A 26,650-nucleotide genomic window follows, 5' to 3' on the forward strand; every position below is an offset into this window, starting at 1 on the left:
GTGCCACCACGTTACAGTCGTGAAGCCGTGGAAGGCTTCACGACTGAAATACGCTTTACAGGCCTGGCAGGCGTTGACGGATTTGTGCAACAACGGTGTCCAGGGTTCCGCTTTCATTGGTCTGGACGCGTTTGCTGCACAGAATCTCGGCAGGCGTCAGCGCTTCACGATTGGCCTGTTGAGCAGCGATCACGGCCAGGTTGGCGTCGGAAGGATCGTTCTTGTCTGCCTGACGCATCGCCAGCCAGCTTTCGATCACGGCTTGTGGCGCATTGCAGTCAAGGATCAGGAACGGCGCGCCAGTGGCTTCGGCGATCTGCGCGGCGCCATCACGCTGATCACGCTTGAGGTAGGTGGCATCGATCACTACCGGGAAGCCGGCGCGCAGGATCTGGGTGGCAATTTCATGCAGGCGGGCGTAGGTCGCGACGCTGGAATCGTCGCTATAGATACCGGCTTGAGGATCGTTCTTGACCGTTTGCTCACCGAACATGCGCTTGCGTTCCACGTCGGAACGCAGCCGGATTGCCCCCAGAGCCTCGACCAGGCGCATGGCCACATGGCTTTTGCCGACAGCGGACACACCGTGGGTAATGGCCAGGAAGCGCGAAGGAATGGTGCTGTAGCTTTCGGCCAGGTTGGCGTAGTTGCGGTATTGGCGCAGGGTCGTGGCGCGTTGCACCGCATCGGCCTCGGCCGGCATGCTGAACAGGCTGACCTTGGCGCGAACCAGCGCGCGATAGGCCTTGTAGAAATTCAACACTTCCAGGCCCTGGTAGTCGCCGGTCAACTCCAGGTACTGGCTGACGAAACGACGGGCCAGGCACTTCAAGCCACGGTCTTCAAGGTCCATCGCCAGGAAGCCGGTGTCGGCATACACGTCGGTGAAGCGAAACGGTTCGTTGAATTCGATGCAGTCGAAGATCACGACCTTGCCGCCGATGACAGTGGCGTTGCCAAGGTGGATATCACCGTGGCATTCACGGATGAACCCATCGGCTTTGCGTTGGGCAAACAGCGGTTGGAGGCGATCGAAACTGCTTTCGGCCCAAGCTTGAAGCGCGTCGAGTTGCAGCAGGTCGGCCTTGTCGCTGAGGAATGGGCGGATCTGTTCGAAGTTCTGCCGCACGGGTGCCATGACGCTGTCGGGAGTGCCGGCTTCATGTTCGGCTGGCACTTTCGGTGCGTTGAGGTGGAACTGGGCGATCTGCGCGGCCATCTCGTCGATATGGGCGGTGGTCAGTTCACCGTTGGCTTGCAGGGTGCTGAGCAACTGGCTCTGCGGGAACTGGCGCATCTTGAGCGCGAAGTCGAGCGCGGGACCATCACCCCCCAGTTGTGGCGCGTCGATGCTGCCGGTGATTGGCAACACTTCCAGATACAGATCATCGGTCAGGCGCTGGTTCAGGCGCAGTTCTTCGCCGCAGAAATGCTCACGGGCATCCAGGCTGGTGAAGTCCAGAAAACCGAAATTCACCGGCTTTTTCACTTTATAGGCGAAGGGGCCCGTGAGAATGACCCAGGAGATATGGGTCTCGATGACCTGGAACCCGTCTACCGGATGTGGGTAAAGGGCCGGGTTTTGCAGGGCGGCGATCAGGGACTGGCTCACAGGCTTTCCTTCAGAGTCTGGGGAATTTATTGGCCGCCATTATGTCCACAAGTCCGCCCGACGCAAACCTCGGTGCGCTCCTGTTGACTATGAATAAACTGCGTATAATCCGGCGCCATGACTCGTACTCGATCTCCCCGAACCCCTAAAAAACCACCTTCCCGGGGCCTGCGCCCCTGGCTGGGCTGGGCCATTAAACTCAGTCTGGTCGGCCTTGTGCTCCTCGCCGGATTCGCCGTTTACCTCGATGCCATCGTCCAGGAGAAGTTCTCCGGCAAGCGCTGGACGATCCCGGCGAAGGTGTACGCCCGTCCGCTTGAGCTGTTTACCGGCCAGAAGTTGAGTAAAGAAGACTTCCTGACGGAACTCGATGCCCTGGGCTATCGCCGCGAAAGCGTCAGCAATGGCCCCGGTGCTGCCTCTGTCAGTGGCAACACCGTTGACCTGAACACGCGGGGGTTCCAGTTCTATGAAGGCTTGGAAAAGCCGCAACCGGTGCGCGTGCGTTTCTCCGGCGACTACGTGGCCGAACTCTCGGCGACCAACGGTTCGAAACTGTCTGTGGTGCGCCTGGAACCGCTACTGATCGGCGGCATCTACCCGAAAAATCTTGAAGACCGCATCCTGATCAAGCTCGATCAGGTTCCACCGTACCTGCTCGAAACACTGGTTGCCGTGGAAGACCGTGATTTCTACAGCCACTGGGGCGTATCACCCAAATCGATTGCCCGGGCCGTCTGGGTCAATACCTCCGGCGGCAAAATGACCCAGGGTGGTAGTACGCTGACGCAACAGTTGGTGAAGAATTTCTACCTGACCAGCGAGCGCAGCCTGACTCGTAAACTCACCGAAGCCATGATGGCGATGTTGCTGGAACTGCACTACGACAAGCGCGAAATCCTTGAGGCTTACCTCAACGAGGTGTTCGTCGGTCAGGATGGGCAGCGTGCGGTGCACGGTTTCGGTCTGGCCAGTCAGTTCTTCTTCGGGCAGCCATTGTCCGAACTCAAACTGCATCAGGTGGCCATGTTGGTGGGTATGGTCAAGGGGCCTTCCTACTACAACCCGCGTCGCAATCCCGAGCGCGCACTGGAGCGTCGCAACCTGGTGCTCGATGTGCTCGAGCAACAGGGCGTCGCCACGGCGGAGCAAGTCGCGGCGGCGAAGAAAATGCCGTTGGGCGTGACCACTCGCGGCAAGCTGGCCGACAGCTCGTTCCCAGGCTTTATCGACCTGGTCAAACGTCAGTTGCGTGAAGACTACCGCGACGAAGACTTGACTGAAGAAGGCCTGCGGATCTTCACCAGTTTCGATCCGATTCTGCAGATGAAAGCCGAAGCCTCGGTCAACGACACCTTCAAACGGCTGGCGGGGCGCAAAGGTTCTGATGATGTCGAAGCGGCGATGGTGGTGACCAACCCGGAAACCGGGGAAGTCCAGGCCATGATCGGCAGTCGCCAGGCGAGTTTCGCCGGCTTCAACCGGGCGCTGGATGCGGTACGACCGATTGGTTCGCTGATCAAGCCGGCGGTTTATCTGACCGCCCTGGAAAAACCGAGCCAGTACTCCTTGACCAGTTGGCTGTCGGACGAATCGTTTTCGGTCAAAGGTGCTGACGGGCAAGTCTGGAAGCCGCAGAACTATGATCGCCGCTCCCATGGCACGGTTTTCCTGTATCAAGGCCTGGCGCATTCCTACAACCTGTCGACCGCACGTCTCGGGTTGGCGGTGGGCGTGCCCAACGTCCTGAAAACGGTGGCCCGACTGGGTGTGAGCCGGGAATTCCCGGCGTTCCCGTCGATGTTGCTGGGGGCCGGTGGCATGACCCCGATCGAGGTCGCCACCATGTACCAGACGCTCGCCAACGGTGGTTTCAATACGCCAATGCGCGGGATTCGCAGCGTACTGACGGCTGAGGGCGAGCCGCTCAAGCGTTATCCTTTCCAGATTCAACAGCGTTTCGATCCGGCATCCATTTACCTGATCCAGAACGCCATGCAGCGAGTGATGCGCGAAGGTACGGGCAGTTCGGTGTACAACGTGTTGCCGAAAACCCTGACTCTGGCAGGCAAGACCGGGACCAGTAACGATTCGCGAGACAGTTGGTTCGCAGGCTTCAGCCAGGACTTGCTGGCGGTGGTCTGGCTGGGACGCGATGATAACGGCAAGACTCCGTTTACCGGTGCCACCGGCGCGCTGCAGGTTTGGACCAGTTTCATGCGCAAAGCCGACCCGCTGCCGCTGGACATGCCGCAACCGGACAACGTCGTTCAGGCCTGGGTTGACTCGCGAACCGGGCAGGGCTCCGATGCCAATTGCCCAGGCGCCGTGCAGATGCCGTATATTCGCGGCAGCGAACCGCCTCCCGGCGCCGCCTGTGGTGGCGAACCTGCTTCCGGCGAAACGGTGATGGATTGGGTCAAGGGCTGGATGAATTAAGCAATGAGGGTTTGAAGTGAACAAGTGGTTGATTCCGGCGATGACCGCCGTGGCTTTGCTCAGCGGTTGTTCCAGCGTACAGCGTGGCTCCATTCCCGTGGTGGATTCGGGCAGTGCCGTATCCAACAGCGAGCGGGTTTCGGCCAATGGGGGTTTCCGGCAGACGACGGTACAGCGTCCGGTGCAGTCTCAGAGCCAGGCCATCCCGCAGGGTGATACCGGTGTCGTGGTCATGGTGCCGGGCGGCGGCGCCGTTTCGTCCGCGCCGATCAGCACTTCGCCGATCACGCCAGGCCCTTCGAGCTCGGGCCCGATTACCCCTGGCCCAATCGACACTTCGTCGGCGCCGATCAACCAGGGCAGCTACAGCATGCCGTCGACCCCGAGCGGCATTCCCTCCGCGAGCGCCGGTGGCCTGTCGGCCGACGAGCAATTGGACGGTCCGGTATTGGCGCTGTTGACCACCGCTCAACAGCAACAGGCTGGCGGCGACCTGAATGGCGCGTCTTCCAGCCTGGAGCGGGCCCAGCGCGTTGCGCCCCGTGAGCCGCAAGTGCTTTATCGCCTGGCGCAGGTGCGCATGGCCCAAGGCGATGCAGCGCAAGCTGAACAGTTTGCCCGTCGTGGCCTGACATTCGCCAATGGGCGTCCGGCGCTTCAGGCCAGCCTGTGGGATTTGATTGCTCAGGCGCGTGAGAAGCAAGGTGACTCTGCTGGCGCGGCACTGGCTCGTCAGAAGGCCAAGGTCTCTTCGTGATGGACGTGCGTTTTCCAAAAATTGCCGAACACTTGCTGCTGATCGAGCGCGAACTGAGGGTTCAGGGCTGGTGGGACGATGTCTCGCCTCCTGCTGAGGCGTTGTCCAGTGTCGAGCCCTTTTCGGTCGATACACTGGACTTCGAACAGTGGCTGCAATGGATCTTCCTGCCCCGCATGAAAATGATCCTGGAGCAGGATTTGCCGCTGCCCAATGCTTCTGGCATTCAGGAAATGGCCGAGATGGTCTTCGCCTCTCGCAATGTCCAGGGGCGGGACCGGCAGTTGCAGAAACTGCTCAAAGAGTTCGACCTGCTGATCACCGCCACCCGCTAAAGATAGCTGTATCTGTAGGAGCGAGCATGTCGAACCGTCGCGATGGACGTCAACGATAACGCTGGGCAGCCTGGCACCCCGCGGGGTCTGATCCATCATCGCGACGGTTCGACGCCTCGACATGCTCGCTCCTACAGGTTCAACGTATCACTGGCAATTCTCTTCAATCTGCCGCTGCGTCTCGGCCGTGCGCTCCTGACGTTGCTCCTCGCTCAGGCGGCGCAACTCCCCATCGACATCTTCCCGTAATCTCGGATTGTTCTTGAGTTGAGCCAGGTTTGTCCGGGCTTGCTCGCAGAACACCTTCAGTTGAGCCAGCTGCTCGGCGACCTGGCTCTTGACCGACTTGTCGATGGCCTGTTGATCGCCAATGGTGTTGCTGCGTGGCGGCGCGGTCGGAGTGCCCGACGAGGAAGAGGGCGTGACCACGGTTTCCGCTTGGCGGCCTTGCGGCGGTTGTGCGTCAAAGTGGGTGACGCCTTGTTCATCGACCCATTTGTAAATCTGCGCGGCCATGACCGATGGGCCGAGGCCCATCAGCAGGGCGGCGGTCAGGAAAAACGTTCGCATGCCATTTCCTTGTCTCGGGTTGCGCAATTGAAGCTAACACAGTTGCTGTTTAGCGGTTTTTTCTTGCTTTCTCATGTGCTTACTTCAATAAAGCACATAGACGACTTGACTTGCAGGGGACGAAACAGAAGAATCCAAAGTCCGCTGTAGAGGGACTGCCAGAAGCAGACCCACTCAGCAGATCATGAGGCGCACATCCGCGTCGACCTGTTACACCCGCAACGCGTTACCTCGCGCTGGGTGGGAAAAGCCCGCAACACTTGGGACGATCCCAATACTTGCTCAGTCAGTGCTGACGTAGTCGGCGACCACCGTCGCTCATGCTCTGCCGAGAAGTAAACCTATTAAGACCCGTCCCATGCTGACATGGACGGTATTCTGGCGTTTTAGAGGTGAACAACGTGGAGCTTTTATCTGGCGGTGAGATGCTCGTCCGCTTTTTGCGTGACGAAGGCGTCAAATATATCTACGGGTACCCGGGCGGTGCTCTTCTTCATGTCTACGATGCCCTGTTCAAAGAACCGGAAGTGACCCACATCCTGGTTCGTCACGAACAAGCGGCGACCCATATGGCTGACGGCTATGCCCGTGCCACCGGTAAAGCCGGTGTCGTACTGGTGACGTCCGGCCCGGGCGCGACCAACGCCATCACCGGTATCGCCACGGCTTACATGGACTCCATTCCAATGGTGGTCATTTCCGGCCAGGTGCCGAGCACCATGGTAGGTACCGACGCGTTCCAGGAAACCGACATGATCGGTATCTCCCGGCCGATCGTGAAGCACAGCTTCATGATCAAACACGCCTCGGAAATTCCGGAAGTCATGAAGAAAGCGTTCTACCTGGCGCAATCCGGTCGTCCTGGTCCCGTCGTTGTCGATATCCCGAAAGACATGACCAACCCGGCCGAGAAGTTCGAATACATCTTCCCGAAAAAAGCCAAGCTGCGTTCCTACAGTCCGGCTGTTCGTGGTCATTCCGGGCAAATCCGCAAGGCAGCCGAAATGCTCCTGGCGGCCAAGCGTCCGGTCATGTACGCCGGCGGTGGCGTGATTCTCGGTGGTGGCTCCGCGCAGTTGACCGAGTTGGCGAAGATGCTCAACCTGCCAGTGACCAATACGCTGATGGGGCTCGGTGCCTACCCTGGTACCGACCGCCAGTTCATCGGCATGCTGGGCATGCACGGCAGCTACACTGCCAACCTCGCGATGCACCATGCCGACGTGATCCTGGCTGTAGGCGCGCGTTTCGACGATCGCGTGATCAATGGCGCGTCCAAGTTCTGCCCGAATGCCAAGATCATTCACATCGACATCGATCCGGCTTCGATTTCAAAGACCATCAAGGCCGACGTACCTATCGTCGGTCCGGTCGAGAGCGTCCTGACCGAAATGGTCGCGATCCTCAAGGAGATCGGCGAAACCCCGAACAAGGAGTCCGTTGCCAGTTGGTGGAAGCAGGTTGATGAGTGGCGCGGTGACCGTGGCTTGTTCCCGTATGACAAGGGCGACGGTAGCCTGATCAAGCCGCAGACCGTGATCGAAACCTTGTGCGAGGTGACCAAGGGCGATGCTTTTGTCGCCTCCGACGTCGGTCAGCATCAGATGTTCGCGGCGCAGTACTACAAGTTCAACAAGCCTAACCGCTGGATCAACTCCGGCGGCCTGGGCACCATGGGCTTCGGTTTCCCGGCGGCCATGGGCATCAAGTTGAGCTTCCCTGACTCCGACGTCGTCTGTGTGACAGGCGAGGGCAGCATCCAGATGAACATCCAGGAACTGTCCACCTGTCTGCAATATGGCCTGCCGGTCAAGATTGTCATCCTCAACAACGGCGTTCTGGGCATGGTTCGCCAGTGGCAGGACATGAGCTATGGCAGCCGTCACTCGCATTCGTACATGGAATCGCTGCCTGACTTCGTCAAGCTGGCCGAAGCCTATGGTCACGTTGGCGTACGCATCACCGAGTCGAAAGACCTGAAGTCGAAGATGGAAGAAGCGTTCGCCATGAAGGATCGCCTGGTGATCATCGACGTTTCGGTCGATACCAGCGAGCACGTCTACCCGATGCAGATCAAAGACGGCTCGATGCGCGATATGTGGCTGAGCAAGACGGAGCGTACTTAATCATGCGGCACATTATTTCCTTGCTTCTGGAAAACGAACCTGGCGCTCTGTCTCGTGTGGTTGGCCTGTTCTCGCAACGCAACTACAACATCGAAAGCCTGACCGTGGCTCCGACCGAAGACCCGACCCTGTCGCGTCTGACGCTGACCACAGTCGGTCACGATGAGATCATCGAGCAGATCACCAAAAACCTGAACAAGCTGGTCGAAGTGGTCAAGCTGGTGGACCTGTCGGAAAGTGCTCACATCGAGCGCGAACTGATGCTGGTCAAGGTCAAGGCCACCGGTGCCCAGCGCGCCGAGATCAAACGCACTACCGATATTTACCGTGGGCAGATCGTCGATGTCAGCGCTAGCGTGTATACCGTTCAATTGACCGGTACCAGCGACAAGCTCGACAGCTTCATCCAGTCCATCGGCACCGCCTCGATCCTGGAGACCGTCCGTAGTGGCGTCACCGGCATCGCGCGCGGCGACAAAGTACTCAGCATCTAAACCAAATTAGCGAATGGCCTGAACGGCCTGGATATATAGGGGAAATTCATGAAAGTTTTCTACGATAAAGACTGCGACCTGTCGATCATCCAGGGCAAGAAAGTTGCCATCATCGGTTACGGTTCCCAGGGCCACGCCCAGGCGTGCAACCTGAAAGATTCCGGCGTAGACGTTACCGTTGGCCTGCGTAAAGGTTCGGCTACCGTTGCCAAGGCAGAAGCCCACGGCCTGAAAGTGACTGACGTTGCTTCGGCTGTTGCTGCTGCCGACCTGGTCATGATCCTGACCCCGGACGAGTTCCAGTCCTCGCTGTACAAGAATGAAATCGAGCCGAACATCAAGAAGGGCGCCACCCTGGCCTTCTCCCACGGCTTCGCGATCCACTACAACCAGGTCGTGCCACGCGCCGACCTCGACGTGATCATGATCGCGCCGAAAGCACCAGGCCACACCGTACGTTCCGAGTTCGTGAAAGGCGGCGGTATCCCTGACCTGATCGCGATCTACCAGGACGCCTCGGGCAACGCCAAGAACGTTGCACTGTCCTACGCTGCTGGCGTTGGTGGCGGTCGTACCGGCATCATCGAAACCACTTTCAAGGACGAGACCGAAACCGACCTGTTCGGCGAGCAAGCCGTACTGTGCGGCGGTACCGTTGAACTGGTCAAAGCCGGTTTCGAAACCCTGGTTGAAGCTGGCTACGCGCCGGAAATGGCCTACTTCGAATGCCTGCACGAACTGAAACTGATCGTTGACCTCATGTACGAAGGCGGTATCGCCAACATGAACTACTCGATCTCCAACAACGCCGAGTACGGCGAGTACGTGACCGGGCCGGAAGTGATCAACGCCGAATCCCGTCAGGCCATGCGCAACGCCCTGAAACGTATTCAGGACGGCGAATACGCCAAGATGTTCATCAGCGAAGGCGCTACCGGCTATCCTTCGATGACCGCCAAGCGTCGCAACAACGCCGCTCACGGTATCGAAGTCATCGGCGAGCAACTGCGCTCCATGATGCCGTGGATCGGTGCCAACAAGATCGTCGACAAAGCCAAAAACTAAGTCGGCTACTTGTGCGAAAAAACGCGGCTTAGGCCGCGTTTTTTCGTTTGAGGGGGACGGTTCTGGTATAAAGCTGCTTCGTTTGCGGCCGAACCGTCGTCCCAGACACCTGTCGAAACTTTCCACCCCGTTGCAAGGTAATCTCCATGAGCGAACGTCCCGAAGAGCCAAACCAGGCTAGCGACGCCGAAAGCCTGCTGCCCATCGATGAACACGTCGAAGAAGGGCATGACGCCGAAGGCCGTAAAGTCAGGCATCGTGGTATCTATCTTCTGCCGAATCTTTTCACCACGGCGAACCTGTTCGCCGGGTTTTACTCGATCATCAGCTCGATGAGTGCGCAGAGCGCCCTGAGTGCTGGCGACGCAGCCGGTGCCAGCAAATATTTCGCATTCGCCGCCATCGCGATTTTCGTGGCCATGGTGCTCGATGGCCTTGATGGTCGCGTGGCCCGCATGACCAACACCCAGAGTGCCTTCGGTGCCGAGTACGACTCGCTGTCGGACATGGTCGCCTTTGGTGTCGCGCCTGCCTTGCTGGCGTTCGGCTGGGCGTTGGGCGATATGGGCAAGGTCGGTTGGATGGTTGCCTTCATCTATGTCGCGGGTGCAGCTTTGCGCCTGGCGCGTTTCAACACCCAGGTCGGCACCGCCGACAAACGCTACTTCATCGGCCTTGCCAGTCCGGCAGCTGCGGGAGTGGTAGCCGGCATTGTCTGGGCTTTCAGCGATTACGGTATCCAGGGTTCCAAGATGTCGTTCCTGGTGGCGTTGTTGGTTGCCGCTGCCGGCATGCTGATGGTCAGCAATATCAAATACAACAGCTTCAAGGAACTGGATCTGAAGGGGCGCGTGCCGTTCGTGGCCATCCTTGCGGTCGTCCTTGTCTTTGCAGTCGTGTTCAGTGATCCGCCCCGCATCCTGCTGCTGGTGTTCCTCGCTTATGCAGCGTCAGGGCCGGTGCAATATCTGTTACGCCTTCGCCGGAACAAAAGCGTGTAATTTCCTCCATACTCCGCAGTCTATTGGTGCGTCTGTTCTCCAATGCTGCGGAGTTACCATGCTGATCAAGGTCCCCAAGGCGTCCGACTGTCATGAATCGGACGTTACGCCTCAATCTCTTTATCTATCCCGTCGAAGTGTCCTGGGGGCTGCGGCTGCCGGTCTGGCTGTGAGCAGTCTGCCGCGTTGGGCCAGCGCTGCCGATGCCGCTCGATACCCGGATGTCGAACCCGGCAAGGCGCCTGCCTGGTTTGCCGAGAAGCTTGCTTCCACACAATGGGGGGCAGTCAACGTCAAGGATGAGGCGATCACGCCGTTCAAGGACGCTACCCACTACAACAACTTCTATGAGTTCGGTGCCGATAAGGGCGATCCGGCTGCGAACGCGGGTGCGTTGAAGACCGAGCCCTGGAGTGTGGTCGTGGACGGGGAGGTGGGCAGGCCGGGGCGATATGCGCTGGAAGACTTCATGAAGCCTTACCAGTTGGAGGAGCGTATCTATCGTCTGCGCTGTGTGGAAGCCTGGTCGATGGTCATTCCATGGCTGGGTTTCCCTATCTCGGCATTGCTCAAACAGGTCGAACCGACTTCGAAGGCAAAATTCATTCGCTTCGAAACGCTGCAGGACCCCAAGACGATGCCGGGGCAGCGTTCGGGTTTTGCCTTGATTGACTGGCCTTATATAGAAGGGTTGCGCCTCGATGAGGCGATGAACCCTTTGGCTATTCTTGCGGTAGGCATGTATGGGCGCGAGCTGCCCAATCAAAACGGCGCGCCTCTACGTTTGGTAGTGCCATGGAAGTACGGCTTCAAGAGCATCAAGTCCATCGTGCGAATCAGCCTGGTCAGTGAGCAACCGAAAACCACCTGGCAAAGCATCGCCGCAGATGAATATGGTTTTTACGCCAACGTGAATCCTACGGTCGACCATCCCCGATGGACCCAGGCGCGGGAGCGGCGACTGCCAAGTGGATTGTTCAAGCCCAATGTGCGCGAGACGCAAATGTTCAATGGTTACGCGGATGAAGTTGCATCGTTATATACAGGGCTCGACCTGCGGAAAAACTACTGATGCGATTGTGGCGATTGGCTGTCTTTATAGTGGCGGCTATCTGGCCGCTGCTTTGGCTCTATCAGGCGTGGGCTGATTTGCTTGGGCCTGATCCTGGCAAAGTGTTGGTTGATCGACTTGGGCTTGGAACGCTGATCTTGCTGCTGATCACCTTGAGCATGACGCCGTTGCAAAAGCTGACCGGTTGGGCGGGGTGGGTGGCTGTACGGCGGCAGTTGGGGTTGTGGTGTTTCGCCTATGTGGTGCTGCACATGTGTGGCTACATGACGTTCATTCTTGGATTTGACTGGTCTCAACTGGGCGTCGAATTACGCAAGCGGCCCTACATTATTGTTGGGGCGCTGGGGTTCCTTGGTTTGCTGGCGTTGGCGGTGACGTCAAATCGCTATAGTCAGCGACGCCTGGGGTCTCGTTGGAAGAAGTTGCATCGTTTGGCCTATGTCGTGCTCGGACTGGGTTTGCTGCATATGTTGTGGATCGTGCGGGCCGATCTTAAGGAGTGGGCGGTGTATGCCGTTATAGGCGCGCTGTTATTGGTGCTGCGTCTGCCTTCTGTAGCCCGCCGTATCCCGCGTTTCAGGGCGGGAAAGTCATCTTCTGCAAGAAAAGCATAAAAAGGTGTTGACGGCAGATTCTGGACGTCTATAATTTGCCCCACTTCCGGCGCAGTCGAAACGGAAAACTCCTTGGTAAACAACGAGTTACGCAGTTTTCGACGGTGTTCAGCTTCAGATCATCGAAGCCTGGAAGGAGTCGGTCAGGCAGGAAGTTGTCGCTTGATAGACGGTTCGATCTTCTCGGTCGAAAGCGGTGAAAAAGAGGTGTTGACAGCAGCGTGTAACGCTGTAGAATTCGCCTCCCGCTGACGAGAGATCGGAAGCGCAAGTGGTTGAAGTTGCAAAGGAAACTTTGAAAACTTCTTAAAATAACCGCTTGACAGATACACCAAGCGCTGTAGAATGCGCGCCTCGGTTGAGGCGAAAGCTCTTAACCAACCGCTCTTTAACAACTGAATCAAGCAATTCGTGTGGGTGCTTGTGGAGTCAGACTGCTAGTCAACAGATTATCAGCATCACAAGTTACTCCGCGAGAAATCAAAGATGTAACCAACGATTGCTGAGCCAAGTTTAGGGTTTTCTCAAAACCCAAAGATGTTTGAACTGAAGAGTTTGATCATGGCTCAGATTGAACGCTGGCGGCAGGCCTAACACATGCAAGTCGAGCGGTAGAGAGAAGCTTGCTTCTCTTGAGAGCGGCGGACGGGTGAGTAATGCCTAGGAATCTGCCTGGTAGTGGGGGATAACGTTCGGAAACGGACGCTAATACCGCATACGTCCTACGGGAGAAAGCAGGGGACCTTCGGGCCTTGCGCTATCAGATGAGCCTAGGTCGGATTAGCTAGTTGGTGAGGTAATGGCTCACCAAGGCGACGATCCGTAACTGGTCTGAGAGGATGATCAGTCACACTGGAACTGAGACACGGTCCAGACTCCTACGGGAGGCAGCAGTGGGGAATATTGGACAATGGGCGAAAGCCTGATCCAGCCATGCCGCGTGTGTGAAGAAGGTCTTCGGATTGTAAAGCACTTTAAGTTGGGAGGAAGGGTTGTAGATTAATACTCTGCAATTTTGACGTTACCGACAGAATAAGCACCGGCTAACTCTGTGCCAGCAGCCGCGGTAATACAGAGGGTGCAAGCGTTAATCGGAATTACTGGGCGTAAAGCGCGCGTAGGTGGTTTGTTAAGTTGGATGTGAAAGCCCCGGGCTCAACCTGGGAACTGCATTCAAAACTGACAAGCTAGAGTATGGTAGAGGGTGGTGGAATTTCCTGTGTAGCGGTGAAATGCGTAGATATAGGAAGGAACACCAGTGGCGAAGGCGACCACCTGGACTGATACTGACACTGAGGTGCGAAAGCGTGGGGAGCAAACAGGATTAGATACCCTGGTAGTCCACGCCGTAAACGATGTCAACTAGCCGTTGGGGACCTTGAGTCTTTAGTGGCGCAGCTAACGCATTAAGTTGACCGCCTGGGGAGTACGGCCGCAAGGTTAAAACTCAAATGAATTGACGGGGGCCCGCACAAGCGGTGGAGCATGTGGTTTAATTCGAAGCAACGCGAAGAACCTTACCAGGCCTTGACATCCAATGAACTTTCCAGAGATGGATTGGTGCCTTCGGGAACATTGAGACAGGTGCTGCATGGCTGTCGTCAGCTCGTGTCGTGAGATGTTGGGTTAAGTCCCGTAACGAGCGCAACCCTTGTCCTTAGTTACCAGCACGTTATGGTGGGCACTCTAAGGAGACTGCCGGTGACAAACCGGAGGAAGGTGGGGATGACGTCAAGTCATCATGGCCCTTACGGCCTGGGCTACACACGTGCTACAATGGTCGGTACAGAGGGTTGCCAAGCCGCGAGGTGGAGCTAATCCCACAAAACCGATCGTAGTCCGGATCGCAGTCTGCAACTCGACTGCGTGAAGTCGGAATCGCTAGTAATCGCGAATCAGAATGTCGCGGTGAATACGTTCCCGGGCCTTGTACACACCGCCCGTCACACCATGGGAGTGGGTTGCACCAGAAGTAGCTAGTCTAACCTTCGGGAGGACGGTTACCACGGTGTGATTCATGACTGGGGTGAAGTCGTAACAAGGTAGCCGTAGGGGAACCTGCGGCTGGATCACCTCCTTAATCGACGACTCAGTTGCTCCATGAGCTCCCACACGAATTGCTTGATTCATTGAAGAAGACGAAAGAAGCAGCCCGAAATTGGGTCTGTAGCTCAGTTGGTTAGAGCGCACCCCTGATAAGGGTGAGGTCGGCAGTTCGAATCTGCCCAGACCCACCAATTTTGTGTGGGAAACGCCTGTAGAAATACGGGGCCATAGCTCAGCTGGGAGAGCGCCTGCCTTGCACGCAGGAGGTCAACGGTTCGATCCCGTTTGGCTCCACCACTACTGCTTCTGTTTGTAAAAGCTTAGAAATGAGCATTCCATCGAACTGATGATGAATGTTGATTTCTAGTCTTTGACTAGTTCGTTCTTTAAAAATTTGGGTATGTGATAGAAAGATAGACTGAACGTTACTTTCACTGGTAACGGATCAGGCTAAGGTAAAATTTGTGAGTGACTCTTAAGAGTTTTGCGAATTTTCGGCGAATGTCGTCTTCACAGTATAACCAGATTGCTTGGGGTTATATGGTCAAGTGAAGAAGCGCATACGGTGGATGCCTTGGCAGTCAGAGGCGATGAAAGACGTGGTAGCCTGCGAAAAGCTTCGGGGAGTCGGCAAACAGACTTTGATCCGGAGATGTCTGAATGGGGGAACCCAGCCATCATAAGATGGTTATCTTAAGCTGAATACATAGGCTTAAGAGGCGAACCAGGGGAACTGAAACATCTAAGTACCCTGAGGAAAAGAAATCAACCGAGATTCCCTTAGTAGTGGCGAGCGAACGGGGACTAGCCCTTAAGTGGCTTTGAGATTAGCGGAACGCTCTGGAAAGTGCGGCCATAGTGGGTGATAGCCCTGTACGCGAAAGTCTCTTAGTCATGAAATCGAGTAGGACGGAGCACGAGAAACTTTGTCTGAATATGGGGGGACCATCCTCCAAGGCTAAATACTACTGACTGACCGATAGTGAACTAGTACCGTGAGGGAAAGGCGAAAAGAACCCCGGAGAGGGGAGTGAAATAGATCCTGAAACCGTATGCGTACAAGCAGTGGGAGCAGACTTTGTTCTGTGACTGCGTACCTTTTGTATAATGGGTCAGCGACTTATATTCAGTGGCGAGCTTAACCGAATAGGGGAGGCGTAGCGAAAGCGAGTCTTAATAGGGCGTTTAGTCGCTGGGTATAGACCCGAAACCGGGCGATCTATCCATGGGCAGGTTGAAGGTTAGGTAACACTGACTGGAGGACCGAACCGACTACCGTTGAAAAGTTAGCGGATGACCTGTGGATCGGAGTGAAAGGCTAATCAAGCTCGGAGATAGCTGGTTCTCCTCGAAAGCTATTTAGGTAGCGCCTCATGTATCACTGTAGGGGGTAGAGCACTGTTTCGGCTAGGGGGTCATCCCGACTTACCAAACCGATGCAAACTCCGAATACCTACAAGTGCCGAGCATGGGAGACACACGGCGGGTGCTAACGTCCGTCGTGAAAAGGGAAACAACCCAGACCGTCAGCTAAGGTCCCAAAGTTATGGTTAAGTGGGAAACGATGTGGGAAGGCTTAGACAGCTAGGAGGTTGGCTTAGAAGCAGCCACCCTTTAAAGAAAGCGTAATAGCTCACTAGTCGAGTCGGCCTGCGCGGAAGATGTAACGGGGCTCAAACCATACACCGAAGCTACGGGTATCATCTTCGGATGATGCGGTAGAGGAGCGTTCTGTAAGCCTGTGAAGGTGAGTTGAGAAGCTTGCTGGAGGTATCAGAAGTGCGAATGCTGACATGAGTAACGACAATGGGTGTGAAAAACACCCACGCCGAAAGACCAAGGTTTCCTGCGCAACGTTAATCGACGCAGGGTTAGTCGGTCCCTAAGGCGAGGCTGAAAAGCGTAGTCGATGGAAAACAGGTTAATATTCCTGTACTTCTGGTTATTGCGATGGAGGGACGGAGAAGGCTAGGCCAGCTTGGCGTTGGTTGTCCAAGTTTAAGGTGGTAGGCTGGAATCTTAGGTAAATCCGGGATTCTAAGGCCGAGAGCTGATGACGAGTGTTCTTTTAGAACACGAAGTGGTTGATGCCATGCTTCCAAGAAAAGCTTCTAAGCTTCAGGTAACCAGGAACCGTACCCCAAACCGACACAGGTGGTTGGGTAGAGAATACCAAGGCGCTTGAGAGAACTCGGGTGAAGGAACTAGGCAAAATGGCACCGTAACTTCGGGAGAAGGTGCGCCGGTGAGGGTGAAGGACTTGCTCCGTAAGCCCATGCCGGTCGAAGATACCAGGCCGCTGCGACTGTTTATTAAAAACACAGCACTCTGCAAACACGAAAGTGGACGTATAGGGTGTGACGCCTGCCCGGTGCCGGAAGGTTAATTGATGGGGTTAGCTAACGCGAAGCTCTTGATCGAAGCCCCGGTAAACGGCGGCCGTAACTATAACGGTCCTAAGGTAGCGAAATTCCTTGTCGGGTAAGTTCCGACCTGCACGAATGGCGTAACGATGGCGGCGCTGTCTCCACCCGAGACTCAGTGAAATTGAAATCGCTGTGAAGATGCAGTGTATCCGCGGCTAGACGGAAAGACCCCGTGAACCTTTACTATAGCTTTGCACTGGACTTTGAATTTGCTTGTGTAGGATAGGTGGGAGGCTTTGAAGCGTGGACGCCAGTTCGCGTGGAGCCATCCTTGAAATACCACCCTGGCAACTTTGAGGTTCTAACTCAGGTCCGTTATCCGGATCGAGGACAGTGTATGGTGGGTAGTTTGACTGGGGCGGTCTCCTCCTAAAGAGTAACGGAGGAGTACGAAGGTGCGCTCAGACCGGTCGGAAATCGGTCGTAGAGTATAAAGGCAAAAGCGCGCTTGACTGCGAGACAGACACGTCGAGCAGGTACGAAAGTAGGTCTTAGTGATCCGGTGGTTCTGTATGGAAGGGCCATCGCTCAACGGATAAAAGGTACTCCGGGGATAACAGGCTGATACCGCCCAAGAGTTCATATCGACGGCGGTGTTTGGCACCTCGATGTCGGCTCATCACATCCTGGGGCTGAAGCCGGTCCCAAGGGTATGGCTGTTCGCCATTTAAAGTGGTACGCGAGCTGGGTTTAGAACGTCGTGAGACAGTTCGGTCCCTATCTGCCGTGGACGTTTGAGATTTGAGAGGGGCTGCTCCTAGTACGAGAGGACCGGAGTGGACGAACCTCTGGTGTTCCGGTTGTCACGCCAGTGGCATTGCCGGGTAGCTATGTTCGGGAAAGATAACCGCTGAAAGCATCTAAGCGGGAAACTTGCCTCAAGATGAGATCTCACTGGAACCTTGAGTTCCCTGAAGGGCCGTCGAAGACTACGACGTTGATAGGTTGGGTGTGTAAGCGCTGTGAGGCGTTGAGCTAACCAATACTAATTGCCCGTGAGGCTTGACCATATAACACCCAAGCAATTTGAGTCGAAAGGCCAGATTGCGGTGTTGTGAAGACGAAACGAACCGAAAGTTTGCAGCTCACAAAGCACCGAAAGCCATCACATACCCGATTCGCTGGAATGTCGAAAGACACGTCAGCTCAAGAATTTCTTGACGACCATAGAGCATTGGAACCACCTGATCCCATCCCGAACTCAGCAGTGAAACGATGCATCGCCGATGGTAGTGTGGGGTTTCCCCATGTGAGAGTAGGTCATCGTCAAGATTAAATTCCGAAACCCCAATTGCGAAAGCAGTTGGGGTTTTGTTTTTGCGCGGAACAAAACAGCGCTGCACACCCTCACAAATTTGCACAGTTATTTTCAACTCGCGGCACTAGAATAGGTCGATCATTTTCGGAGTCAGAGCCTTTATGCCAGATCCGGTTGACACCTCAGGGCTGTCAGAATTACCGCTGGACGACCTGGTGGGGTGCCATGAGTGCGACTTGCTGATGCGCAAGCCCACACTTGCCCATGGCGAGAAAGCCTTGTGCCCTCGCTGTGGTTACGAACTCTACGCCCATCGACACAATGTGGTGCAGCGCAGCCTCGCCCTGGTGATCGCCGCGCTGTTGTTGTACATCCCGGCGAACTTTTTACCCATCATGCAGCTCAATCTACTCGGGCAGGAGTCGCAAGACACTGTCTGGACAGGCGTTGTCGGCTTGTTCGACACCGGAATGCAAGGTGTTTCGGTGATCGTCTTCCTATGCAGCATGGCCATCCCGTTACTCAAGCTGCTGTGCCAATTGGCCGTATTGTTGAGCATTCGATTTGATGTCGGCCGTAGTTACGGGCTGCTGCTCTACCGGATTTATCACCACTTGCGCGATTGGGGGATGCTCGAGGTCTACCTCATGGGCGTGCTGGTGGCGATCGTAAAGCTGGCAGATATGGCAGCGCTCACTGTCGGCCTTGGTCTGGCATGCTTTATCGGTTTGTTGTTGGTCCAGGTCTGGTTGGAGGTGGTGATGTCGCCTCATCAGGTCTGGCAGGCACTATCAGGAGAGGATGCCCATGCGGGCGATTGATGCAGGCATTCTGATTTGTGCTGAATGCCACGAGTTGAACCGGCAGGAAGCCGGCACTGATGAGCAGGCCTGTACCCGTTGTGGGGCGCTGGTCCACTCGCGGCGCCCGAACAGCATCGTCCGTACCTGGGCGTTGCTGATCACCGCTGCCATTCTCTACATACCGGCCAACGTCCTGCCGATCATGACGGTCCGCTCACTTGGCCAGGGCGACCCCAGTACCATCATGTCCGGCGTCATCCAGTTGGTTCAGCACGGCATGATTCCCATCGCTGCCGTGGTGTTCATCGCCAGTATTCTAGTGCCGACCTTCAAGCTGGTTGGTATCGCGTTGCTGTTGTTTTCAGTTCAGCGCCACCAGCCGCTGTCGGCTCGCCAGCGCATCTGGATGTACCGTTTCATCGAGTTCATTGGTCGTTGGTCGATGCTCGACATATTTGTGATTGCCATCCTTGTTGCGGTGGTGAATTTCGGACGGCTTGCCAGTGTCGAAGCCAATCTTGGCGCGATCGCTTTCGCCAGTGTGGTGATTCTGACAATGCTTGCCGCAGTAACATTTGATCCCCGACTGATTTGGGATAACACGGAGTCGGACGACGACCATGACTGATTTGCCTACAGCGAAAACCCGACCGGCCTCCAACTGGTCCGCCATCTGGGTGTTGCCCCTGATCGCCCTGATCATTGGTGGTTGGCTCGGTTGGCGCGCCTACAACGAAACAGGCATCGAGATTCAGGTGCGTTTCGAGAGTGGTGAAGGCATTCAGGCCAACAAGACCGAAGTGGTCTACAAAGGCATGCCGGTCGGCAAGGTGAAAACCCTCAAGCTCGATGACGAAGGCGCCTCCAAAGCGGTGATTGCCACGGTCGAGATGAACAAGGACGTCGAGCAATACCTGCGTACCAGCACACGCTTCTGGCTGGTCAAGCCGAGCGTAACCCTGGCCGGTATTTCTGGTTTGGAGACATTGGTCTCCGGCAACTATGTCGCCATCAGTCCGGGGGAGGGTGAGCCCGCGCGCAAGTTCAAGGCGTTGGCCGAAGAGCCGCCGCTGTCAGATGCACAACCGGGCCTGCACTTGACCATAAAGGCTGACCGCCTCGGCTCGCTGAACCGGGGAAGCCCGGTGTTCTACAAACAAATCCGGGTCGGTCAGATCAAAAGCTACGTGCTGTCAGAAGATCAAAGTACGGTCGAGCTCAAGGTGTTCATCGAACCAACCTACGCCAAGCTCGTGCGTAAACACACGCGTTTCTGGAATGCCAGCGGCATCAGTATCGATGCCAACCTGTCCGGCGTGAAGGTGCGCAGCGAATCCTTGGCCAGCATCGTCGCCGGCGGTATCGCGTTCGCCACCCCGGAAAACCGCAAGGACAGCCCTCCCACCGATCCGAGCCTGCCGTTTCGCCTGTACGAGGATTATGATGCCGCTGCCGCCGGGATCAAGGTCAAGGTCAAACTCAGCGATTTTGAAGGCCTTCAGGCCGGACGGACGCCAGTCATGTACAAGGGCATTCAAGTCGGTAACTTGAAAACGCTGAAAATCGATCCGGACCTGTCCGGTGCTTCCGCCGAGTTGACCCTGGACCCGCTGGCCGAAGATTACCTGGTCGAAGGCACGCAGTTCTGGGTGGTCAAACCATCGATCTCCCTGGCAGGTATCACCGGCCTCGAAGCGCTGGTCAAAGGCAATTACATCGCAGTGCGTCCTGGTGACAAGGGCGCTACTCCACAGCGTGAATTTATCGCTCGGGCCAAGGCGCCGCCGTTGGACCTGCGCTCACCCGGCCTGCACTTGGTGTTATTCACCGACAATCTGGGATCGCTGGAGGTGGGCAGCCCGATTCTTTACAAACAGGTCAAGGTCGGTTCGGTTCAGAGCTATCAGTTCTCGCGCACCAAGAAGCAACTGGTGATCGGCGTGCACATCGAGAAGGAATACGAAGGATTGGTGAACGCCTCCACCCGTTTCTGGAACGCCAGCGGCGTTACCCTCACCGGCGGATTGACCGGCGGCATTCAGGTCAAGAGTGAGTCGCTGCAAAGCCTGATGGCTGGCGGTATCGCTTTCGAAACGCCACTGGCGAAAGCGCCCCTGCAGAAGCGCATCCCGCGCTTCCGCCTGTTTGCCAGCCACGACGAAGCCAATCAGAAAGGTGAAGTCATCACCATCAAAGTGGATCGCGCCGACGGTCTGCGCAGCGGCACGCCGATACGGTTCAAAGGCCTGGATGTGGGCAAGGTCGAAGATGTCGACTTGAGCGATGACCTGCAGTCGGTGCTGCTTACCGCGCGGATTACCGAAGTACCGGAGCGCATCGCCCGTGCCGGCAGTCGATTCTGGGTGGTCAAGCCTGAGCTGGGCCTGATCAAGACGCAGAACCTGGAAACCCTGGTGACCGGTCAGTACATCGAAGTGCAGCCAGCGGCGAAGAGCGCGGCGCCGCAGAAGAATTTCGTTGCGTTGACCACACCTCCGGAAATTGTCAAATCGGAAGACGGTCTTAGCCTCGTACTGAGCGCCGCTCGCCGTGGATCGCTGAAAATCGGCGTGCCGGTCACCTATCGCGAAGTGACGGTGGGCAAGGTGACGGGGTATGAGTTGGGCCAGACGGCGGATCGCGTATTGGTGCACATCCTGATCGAACCGAAATATGCGCCGTTGGTACGCAGTGGTACGCGCTTCTGGAACACCAGCGGTTTTGGTTTCGATTACGGATTGTTCAAGGGTGCGACGGTCCGGACCGAATCGCTGGAGACGCTGCTGCAGGGCGGTATCGCCTTCGCAACACCGGAAGGTGATCGCATGGGCGCGCCGGCGCGACCGGAGCAGACGTTCCCGTTGTTCGACAAGTTCGAGGATGAGTGGTTGACCTGGGCGCCGAAGATCTCGCTCGGCAAGTAAGGCCCTATCGCGAGCCACACCCAAAATCACTGTGGGAGCGGGCTTGCTCGCGAAGGGGCCGGCACAGGCAACCCAAAACCCCCAGACAAAAAAAGGGCGGCCATCCAATGGATCGCGGCCCTTTTCATTTATTGCGCAGGATCAGACCGCATCCAGCTCCGGCTCATCCGACTCGACATTGACCACGGCCTTCACCTGATCGTGACGACGGATGTACTTCCAGTCCGCCTCGTCGATGTAGATGCCGTTTGGCCCACTGCCACCTTCCAGGTCGATTGCCACACTGGCGCAGACCTGCGGTTTCACACTGGCCAGGATCGGCACGAAGCCCAATTGCAGGCTGGTTTCCAGCAATGCCGCCTGGTTGCGTTCGTCGATGTCCGCTGCCTCGTCGAGGTAGTACGGCAAACGCACGCGGCCGGCCTGGTCGCGGTCCATCAAATGCAGCAACAGGTACATGTTGGTCAGCGCCTTGATGGTCATTGTGGTGCCATTGGACGCGGCGCCATCGATGTCGGTGTGGATCACCGGCTGGCCGTTGACCTTGGTGATTTCGAACGCCAACTCGAACAGGTCCTTGAGCCCGAGCTGGTTGTGGTTCGCCGCCACCAGGCGCGCCAGGTATTCCTTGGCTTCCTCGTTCTTGTTGTCCTGCTCGGCGCTTTGACTCAAGTCGAATACGGAGAGGGTTTCGCCTTCCTCGTATTGGCCGGCGCTGTGGATGATCTGATCGATGTGCTTGAGCGCTTCCTTGTTCGGTGCGAGCACGATGCGGAAGCTTTGCAGGTTGGACACCTGCCGCTTGTTGATCTCGCGGTTGAACAACGCCAGTTGATGTTCGAGGCTGTCGTAGTCGCTGCGGATATTGCGCAGGGTCCGGGCGATGTCGGTCACGGCGGCGCGACGAGCCTTGCCCAGGGTAAGGGCTTCGTCGGTGCGGTGCGCATAAGCGTTGATCAACAGTTGCAGGCGACGTTCCATATCGTCTTCGCTGTCGAACTTGGCCACGCCCTTGAGACGCACCTGGGCGTACAGCGCCTCGATCTGACCGTCGCTGCGTTGCAGGCCTTGCCAACTGTCCTGGTAGTCATTGAGCAGCGGCAGCAGGTTGTCCATGGAGTCGTCGATCGGGTCCATGAACGGCGTGCCGAATGGCAAGTCTGCCGGCAGCAATTGACGGCGACGCAGGGCGTCGTCGAGGGTGCGCTGCTTCGCTTCCATGTCGCCGATCTGCCGGCCGACCAATTGCAGCTTGGCCGATAGTTGCTGGACGCGTTCGGTGAACGCGTCGCTGGAGCGCTTCAACTCGTCCTGTGCGGCTTCCATCTGCGCCAGTTGTTCGAGCTTGTCACCTTCTTCGGCGCTCAGGGTTTGCGCGCGGCGGAAGTCCTCCAGGGCTTTCTGTGCATCCAGCACTTGCTGGTACAGCGCTTCGGTCTGGGTCTTGCTCGCCGCGCGGTCGGCCGCCACGGCTTGCTGTGTTTTCAGTTGCTTGAGTTCTTTTTCCAGGCGCTCTTTCTGATCGCGCAACGCCGCTCGGTCTGCCAGGGCTTGTAGCGCCGGAGGCTCGATGTGCGAGAGGTCGATGCTCAGGCCTGGCACCTCAAAGCGCTCGCCCTTGAAGCCATCGAGGATCAGCTCCATGGATTTGACCCACTGGCCGTCCTCGTCCAGTGCAATCCCGTGTTCGCCCAGCGGCAGGCTGAACAGCGCGCTGTTGAACAGACGCATCAGGCGCTCGACGTCCTGTTGCGAAAACTCTTCGCGCAGGCGTGCATAGCTGTTGTTGTCGGCGTGATCGAGTTGCTGCTTGACCGACTTCAGGCGTTTTTCCAGGTCGCGCAGACGTTCATCCAGATCCTCGGCGGAGAACTGCCGCGACTGCGCCAATGCACCGGCCAGTTCATCGTGGGCATCCTTGGCGGCGAGCAGTTGTTGCTCCAACACTTTGACGTCGTCGACCAGCGCGAAGCGGTTCTTCAGTGCCGAGAGTTCGCCGAGCCAGCGCTGGATGCCGGTGATTTCCCGTTCCAGGCGCATCAGCTCCTGGGTGCCGCTACGCTGATCGTTTTGCAGGGCGTCCTGCTCGTTGCGATAGTGCTCGGCCTGGATGGTCAGCTCTTCCTTGCGCGCACTGGCGTAATCCGACCAGGTACCGAGCAACGAGTCGAGCACAGGCGAAATGCGGTGCAGCTTGCCGCGCAGGATGTTGCGCTGGGTGACGCCTGCGGACAGGGCTTCGACCAACGGGCCGGCGGTGACCAGGGAGTTGTAGTCCTGCTCCATGCGACGTACGTCGCGGAAGGCTTCTTCGCACGCGGCGATGTAATCGACGCTACCGGAACGCAGGCTGTGCTCGAACGCATCGAGGAACAGCTGCTTGAGCTTGGCGGCGGTAATTTCGCGCATGTGCAGCAGGTTGATGAACAAGGCGCGGAAGGTTTTCAGGCTCTGTTCACTGGTGGAGCGCAGCGGGATCAGCGTCAGGTCCAGCGGAATCGAGGTGTGACCGCCCACCAGCAGGCGCCGCAGTTCGTCAGGCTTCAGCTCGTAGGCTTTCAGGCCTTCACGCTCCAGGTTGGTGAACAGCTCTTTCTGGCGCAGGCAGGTGTCGTTCTTCTGGTAGTGCGCCAGATCGAGCTTGCCGGCGTAGGCGAAGAACTGGTGACCGAAACCACCGCCAGGACCGCGACCGACCACGCCAATCACGTGCGGGCCGTGAGGCAGTGCCACTTCTACCAGGATGTAGCTGGTGTCCGAGGCGAAGTAGAAACGACGGGATTGTTCCAGGCTGTATTTGCCGAAACTCATGTCCGACATGCGCGCCAGGATGGGAAACTGGAGGGCGTTGATCGACGCGGACTTGCCGAGGTTGTTCGCGCCGTAGACCGACAGCGGCTCTTCCAGCGGGAACAAACCAAGGCTGTAGCCGGCGGTGTTCAAAAGGGCGAAGCGGCGGATGCCGTAGCGTTCCTTGCTCATGCGTCGGTCTCCTGTTCTTCGGCAATGGCGCGGGCGAGGGCGTCTTCTTCGCTTTCCTCGACACCCTCTCCTTCAAATTCGCTCAAATCCAGCGGATCATCGGTTTGCAGCAGTTTTTCGTCGCTGTCTTCGTCGATCAGCACCGGTGCTGGCAACGGCAGAACACTGTGCAGGCTGGCGGCCAGGTCGCGGTCTTGCTGGACCGACAGGCAGACGTCCAGGAACCGGTGCATCGGCGGCAGGAAGCGGTAAACGCCATTGTCTTCGCTGGCGAAACCGAGCTGGGTCATGCGGCGCATGATTTTTTCTTCAAGCTCGTCCTGGGTCTGTACTTCGGCCTGGATGAACAGATCGCGGTACTTTTCCAGCAGCGACGGCAGTTCGTCGCGACCAAGGCTGCCGCCGTCCAGCACGGCGATCGGGTCACGGCCCTGGTCAGCCAGGTGCTCGACCAGGATGAAGGTGAACAGCGCCAGGCGTTGCGCGGTCTTGTTGACCGCTGCCGCAGCGAGGTCCGGCACGAAGTAGTAGAAGCCCCGGGTGTCGCACACCAGTTCAAAGCCCAGGGCCTTGAACAGCGTGCGGTACTGGTCCTGGAAGTTGGACAATTGCGCGTACAGCTCCGGATCGCGGCGGCTGACGTGATAGCCCTTGAACAGCTCGCGAAAGATCGGTGCCAGTTGGGACAGTTCGGATAGATCAAGATGCATGTGGTTTGCTCGCAGAATTCTCGGTGGCATCGGCGGCGGCCGAGAGCAGGGCGAAGGAGCGCAGGCTGACCTGGTGCTCATGTGTGAAGTAGTCGCGACGTTCCAGACGCTCGCGCTTGAAGCGTTTCTCCCGCGAGAGGCGCGAGAACCAGTAGAGCAATTCGTCGGTGGCGCCGTCCGGCTCCTGCTCCAGCAGCCAGGTCATCAAGTCCGGCATGGGCAGGGCGTCTTCGCAGCGATCGAGCATCTCCCGAACGGTGCGCGGCGCGCGCGGGGCACCCACGCCGCTGTGGGTTTTGTGGGCCTTGGGGAAACGCGCCGGTTTTGGCTCGAAACGGGCCAGGGCGTAAACATAGGCTTCAACCTGGCTGGCACTGCCGAGGAACGTGCTTTGCGGCCGGGTGAACATTGGCATCGCCGCTTGCGGTACCGCGTCGATGCCCTTTCGCCGGATGGCCGCCAGGGCCAGGGCCGCGCCACGGGTCACGGCATTGTGGCGTCGAGCCTCTTCACGCAGCGGCAACAGCAGCTCGCGGGCATGACGCAGCGTCAATTGGGCGCTCGTCTGCATTTCGAGGATGCGCGCGTGGGTGCGCAGCAGCATGTCGTCGTCGACCAGGTGCCCAAGTCGTTGCTGCTCGGTGAGCATTTTCAACAACACGGTTTCGACCTTGCGTACGCCTTGTTCGAAGGCACCGTCGGCGTTCACCAGTTGGATCATCGGCTCGACGTATTCGTCCCAGGTCGCCAGCACTTCGGCGTAACGCTGGCGTAGCGGAATCTGGCGGTCGCTGGTCTTGGCCCGTTCGGCCACGGCCACCAGGGCTTGTTCGTCGTTGGCGAGTTTTTTCAATACATCGCGTACGCGCATGTCGAGCAGGCGCAACTGGCGCGCCAGGTCGTGGCCGTCGCGCACGTCGAAGGCATCCTGGATGTAACCTGCCAGACGCTCGAGGTGGCGCAGGTAAGCTTCGATTTCCAGGCACAGGCCCAGGCGGTGCTCACGACGTAGATACGCCAGGAAGTCATGGATCTGCGCATTGAGCTCGAAACGGTTCGGGCTTTTGGCCACGGGCACCAGGATGTCGAGGCGGATCCACACGTCCAGCAGGTTGGTGATGTCCTGCGGCGTACTGTCCAGTTGCTGGGTCGCCAGCTGCGTGCGCAGTTCGTTGAGGCTCAGTGTGCCTTGGTCGAAGTGCTCGCACAGTGGCTCCAGAAGTGCCCAGTGTTCAGCGAGGGCGCGCAAGACGCGCTTGGGTTCGATCATCGGAATGGCCGGCTGGTTGGCAATTAAAAGCCGCGATTGTACTGCATCGCAGCCCTGTCGATTCACTCCGGGGACGGGCTGTCGCCATTTTTCCCTTGTGCAAAGGCTGGCGGTGAGGTCTATCGATCAACAGCGCGGGCGATCTT

17 protein-coding genes, 2 tRNA genes and 3 rRNA genes are annotated in these 26,650 nt (G+C 57.5%); 17 read left to right on the forward strand and 5 right to left on the reverse strand.

The annotated features are described in order from the left end of the window. Positions 1-55: 55 nt before the first annotated feature. Entirely contained in the window at positions 56-1,612 is a 1,557-nt protein-coding gene (locus AB4O36_RS00930) for a bifunctional aminoglycoside phosphotransferase/ATP-binding protein (protein WP_460140896.1), read from the reverse strand. A gap of 117 nt (positions 1,613-1,729) precedes the next feature. Here AB4O36_RS00930 and mrcB point away from each other — a divergent pair, with 117 nt between their 5' ends. From mrcB to AB4O36_RS00945, 3 genes are read left to right on the forward strand one after another with little or no spacing between them, the layout of a single operon-like run. Then, positions 1,730-4,051, forward strand: coding sequence for a penicillin-binding protein 1B (gene mrcB / locus AB4O36_RS00935; RefSeq protein ID WP_460140897.1), 2,322 nt, complete (start codon positions 1,730-1,732; stop codon positions 4,049-4,051). Positions 4,052-4,067: 16 nt separating this feature from the next. Continuing rightward, positions 4,068-4,808, forward strand: coding sequence for a tetratricopeptide repeat protein (locus AB4O36_RS00940; protein WP_460140898.1), 741 nt, complete (start codon positions 4,068-4,070; stop codon positions 4,806-4,808). Continuing rightward, entirely contained in the window at positions 4,808-5,143 is a 336-nt protein-coding gene (locus AB4O36_RS00945) for a YqcC family protein (RefSeq protein ID WP_460120850.1), read from the forward strand. Before AB4O36_RS00940 ends, AB4O36_RS00945 begins: the two co-directional genes overlap by 1 nt. A gap of 147 nt (positions 5,144-5,290) precedes the next feature. On the opposite strand, the gene AB4O36_RS00950 is transcribed toward AB4O36_RS00945, so the two are convergent. Continuing rightward, positions 5,291-5,713, reverse strand: coding sequence for a DUF4124 domain-containing protein (locus tag AB4O36_RS00950; protein ID WP_460140899.1), 423 nt, complete (start codon positions 5,711-5,713; stop codon positions 5,291-5,293). Between the two features lie 401 nt (positions 5,714-6,114). On the opposite strand from AB4O36_RS00950, the gene AB4O36_RS00955 reads away from it, so the two are divergent. The 14 genes from AB4O36_RS00955 (at position 6,115) to AB4O36_RS01020 (ending at position 21,542) form a co-directional block, all read left to right on the forward strand. Next, positions 6,115-7,839 carry an acetolactate synthase 3 large subunit gene (locus tag AB4O36_RS00955; RefSeq protein WP_460120854.1) on the forward strand — a complete coding sequence of 575 codons (1,725 nt, stop codon included), beginning with the start codon at positions 6,115-6,117 and terminating at the stop codon, positions 7,837-7,839. Between the two features lie 2 nt (positions 7,840-7,841). Next, positions 7,842-8,333 carry an acetolactate synthase small subunit gene (gene ilvN / locus AB4O36_RS00960; RefSeq protein ID WP_040064172.1) on the forward strand — a complete coding sequence of 164 codons (492 nt, stop codon included), beginning with the start codon at positions 7,842-7,844 and terminating at the stop codon, positions 8,331-8,333. A 48-nt stretch (positions 8,334-8,381) separates the two neighbouring features. Then, the gene (gene ilvC / locus AB4O36_RS00965; RefSeq protein ID WP_007909969.1) at positions 8,382-9,398 is read left to right on the forward strand and encodes a ketol-acid reductoisomerase; all 1,017 of its coding nucleotides are present in this window, start codon (positions 8,382-8,384) and stop codon (positions 9,396-9,398) included. A gap of 146 nt (positions 9,399-9,544) precedes the next feature. Beyond that, entirely contained in the window at positions 9,545-10,399 is an 855-nt protein-coding gene (gene pssA / locus AB4O36_RS00970) for a CDP-diacylglycerol--serine O-phosphatidyltransferase (RefSeq protein ID WP_460120856.1), read from the forward strand. A gap of 58 nt (positions 10,400-10,457) precedes the next feature. After that, entirely contained in the window at positions 10,458-11,471 is a 1,014-nt protein-coding gene (msrP, locus tag AB4O36_RS00975; RefSeq protein WP_460120858.1) for a protein-methionine-sulfoxide reductase catalytic subunit MsrP, read from the forward strand. Next, entirely contained in the window at positions 11,471-12,085 is a 615-nt protein-coding gene (gene msrQ, locus AB4O36_RS00980; protein ID WP_460120860.1) for a protein-methionine-sulfoxide reductase heme-binding subunit MsrQ, read from the forward strand. The genes msrP and msrQ overlap by 1 nt, the downstream gene beginning before the upstream one ends. Before the next feature lie 543 nt (positions 12,086-12,628). Then, a 16S ribosomal RNA gene (locus AB4O36_RS00985) occupies positions 12,629-14,165 on the forward strand. An 80-nt stretch (positions 14,166-14,245) separates the two neighbouring features. Beyond that, positions 14,246-14,322: transfer RNA gene (locus AB4O36_RS00990), tRNA-Ile, on the forward strand. 30 nt (positions 14,323-14,352) lie between these two features. Further along, positions 14,353-14,428 (forward strand) — tRNA-Ala (locus AB4O36_RS00995). A gap of 245 nt (positions 14,429-14,673) precedes the next feature. Next, a 23S ribosomal RNA gene (locus AB4O36_RS01000) occupies positions 14,674-17,567 on the forward strand. A 146-nt stretch (positions 17,568-17,713) separates the two neighbouring features. Next, positions 17,714-17,829 (forward strand): 5S ribosomal RNA (rrf, locus tag AB4O36_RS01005). The 16S, 23S and 5S rRNA genes sit together here with 2 tRNA genes alongside, the layout of an rRNA operon. Before the next feature lie 147 nt (positions 17,830-17,976). Beyond that, positions 17,977-18,636 carry a paraquat-inducible protein A gene (locus tag AB4O36_RS01010; RefSeq protein WP_460120864.1) on the forward strand — a complete coding sequence of 220 codons (660 nt, stop codon included), beginning with the start codon at positions 17,977-17,979 and terminating at the stop codon, positions 18,634-18,636. Next, the gene (locus AB4O36_RS01015; protein WP_460120865.1) at positions 18,623-19,246 is read left to right on the forward strand and encodes a paraquat-inducible protein A; all 624 of its coding nucleotides are present in this window, start codon (positions 18,623-18,625) and stop codon (positions 19,244-19,246) included. Before AB4O36_RS01010 ends, AB4O36_RS01015 begins: the two co-directional genes overlap by 14 nt. After that, on the forward strand, positions 19,239-21,542 hold the full coding sequence (locus AB4O36_RS01020; RefSeq protein ID WP_460120867.1) for a PqiB family protein: 2,304 nt from the start codon (positions 19,239-19,241) through the stop codon (positions 21,540-21,542). Before AB4O36_RS01015 ends, AB4O36_RS01020 begins: the two co-directional genes overlap by 8 nt. A gap of 141 nt (positions 21,543-21,683) precedes the next feature. On the opposite strand, the gene mksF is transcribed toward AB4O36_RS01020, so the two are convergent. From mksF to mksB, 3 genes are read right to left on the reverse strand one after another with little or no spacing between them, the layout of a single operon-like run. Continuing rightward, positions 21,684-24,524: an Mks condensin complex protein MksF gene (gene mksF / locus AB4O36_RS01025; RefSeq protein ID WP_460120869.1), complete on the reverse strand. Its 2,841-nt coding sequence runs from the start codon at positions 24,522-24,524 to the stop codon at positions 21,684-21,686. Continuing rightward, positions 24,521-25,234 (reverse strand): Mks condensin complex protein MksE, encoded by a 714-nt coding sequence (mksE, locus tag AB4O36_RS01030; RefSeq protein ID WP_460140900.1) that lies wholly within the window; start codon positions 25,232-25,234, stop codon positions 24,521-24,523. Before mksE ends, mksF begins: the two co-directional genes overlap by 4 nt. Beyond that, a complete protein-coding gene (gene mksB / locus AB4O36_RS01035) occupies positions 25,224-26,504 on the reverse strand; it encodes an Mks condensin complex protein MksB (protein ID WP_460120873.1) in 1,281 nt (426 codons plus the stop codon). The genes mksE and mksB overlap by 11 nt, the downstream gene beginning before the upstream one ends. Between the last annotated feature and the right edge of the window lie 146 nt (positions 26,505-26,650).

It is taken from the genome of Pseudomonas sp. S2_E01, from assembly GCF_054668365.1.

Coding starts and splice junctions, on each gene's coding strand:
- msrP (WP_460120858.1), top strand. CDS start 10,458: ATGCTGATCAAGGTCCCCAAGGCGTCCGACTGTCATGAATCGGACGTT.
- AB4O36_RS00950 (WP_460140899.1), bottom strand. CDS start 5,713: ATGCGAACGTTTTTCCTGACCGCCGCCCTGCTGATGGGCCTCGGCCCA.
- mrcB (WP_460140897.1), top strand. CDS start 1,730: ATGACTCGTACTCGATCTCCCCGAACCCCTAAAAAACCACCTTCCCGG.
- ilvN (WP_040064172.1), top strand. CDS start 7,842: ATGCGGCACATTATTTCCTTGCTTCTGGAAAACGAACCTGGCGCTCTG.
- ilvC (WP_007909969.1), top strand. CDS start 8,382: ATGAAAGTTTTCTACGATAAAGACTGCGACCTGTCGATCATCCAGGGC.
- AB4O36_RS00945 (WP_460120850.1), top strand. CDS start 4,808: ATGGACGTGCGTTTTCCAAAAATTGCCGAACACTTGCTGCTGATCGAG.
- pssA (WP_460120856.1), top strand. CDS start 9,545: ATGAGCGAACGTCCCGAAGAGCCAAACCAGGCTAGCGACGCCGAAAGC.
- AB4O36_RS01015 (WP_460120865.1), top strand. CDS start 18,623: ATGCGGGCGATTGATGCAGGCATTCTGATTTGTGCTGAATGCCACGAG.
- AB4O36_RS01020 (WP_460120867.1), top strand. CDS start 19,239: ATGACTGATTTGCCTACAGCGAAAACCCGACCGGCCTCCAACTGGTCC.
- mksE (WP_460140900.1), bottom strand. CDS start 25,234: ATGCATCTTGATCTATCCGAACTGTCCCAACTGGCACCGATCTTTCGC.
- mksB (WP_460120873.1), bottom strand. CDS start 26,504: ATGATCGAACCCAAGCGCGTCTTGCGCGCCCTCGCTGAACACTGGGCA.
- AB4O36_RS01010 (WP_460120864.1), top strand. CDS start 17,977: ATGCCAGATCCGGTTGACACCTCAGGGCTGTCAGAATTACCGCTGGAC.
- mksF (WP_460120869.1), bottom strand. CDS start 24,524: ATGAGCAAGGAACGCTACGGCATCCGCCGCTTCGCCCTTTTGAACACC.
- msrQ (WP_460120860.1), top strand. CDS start 11,471: ATGCGATTGTGGCGATTGGCTGTCTTTATAGTGGCGGCTATCTGGCCG.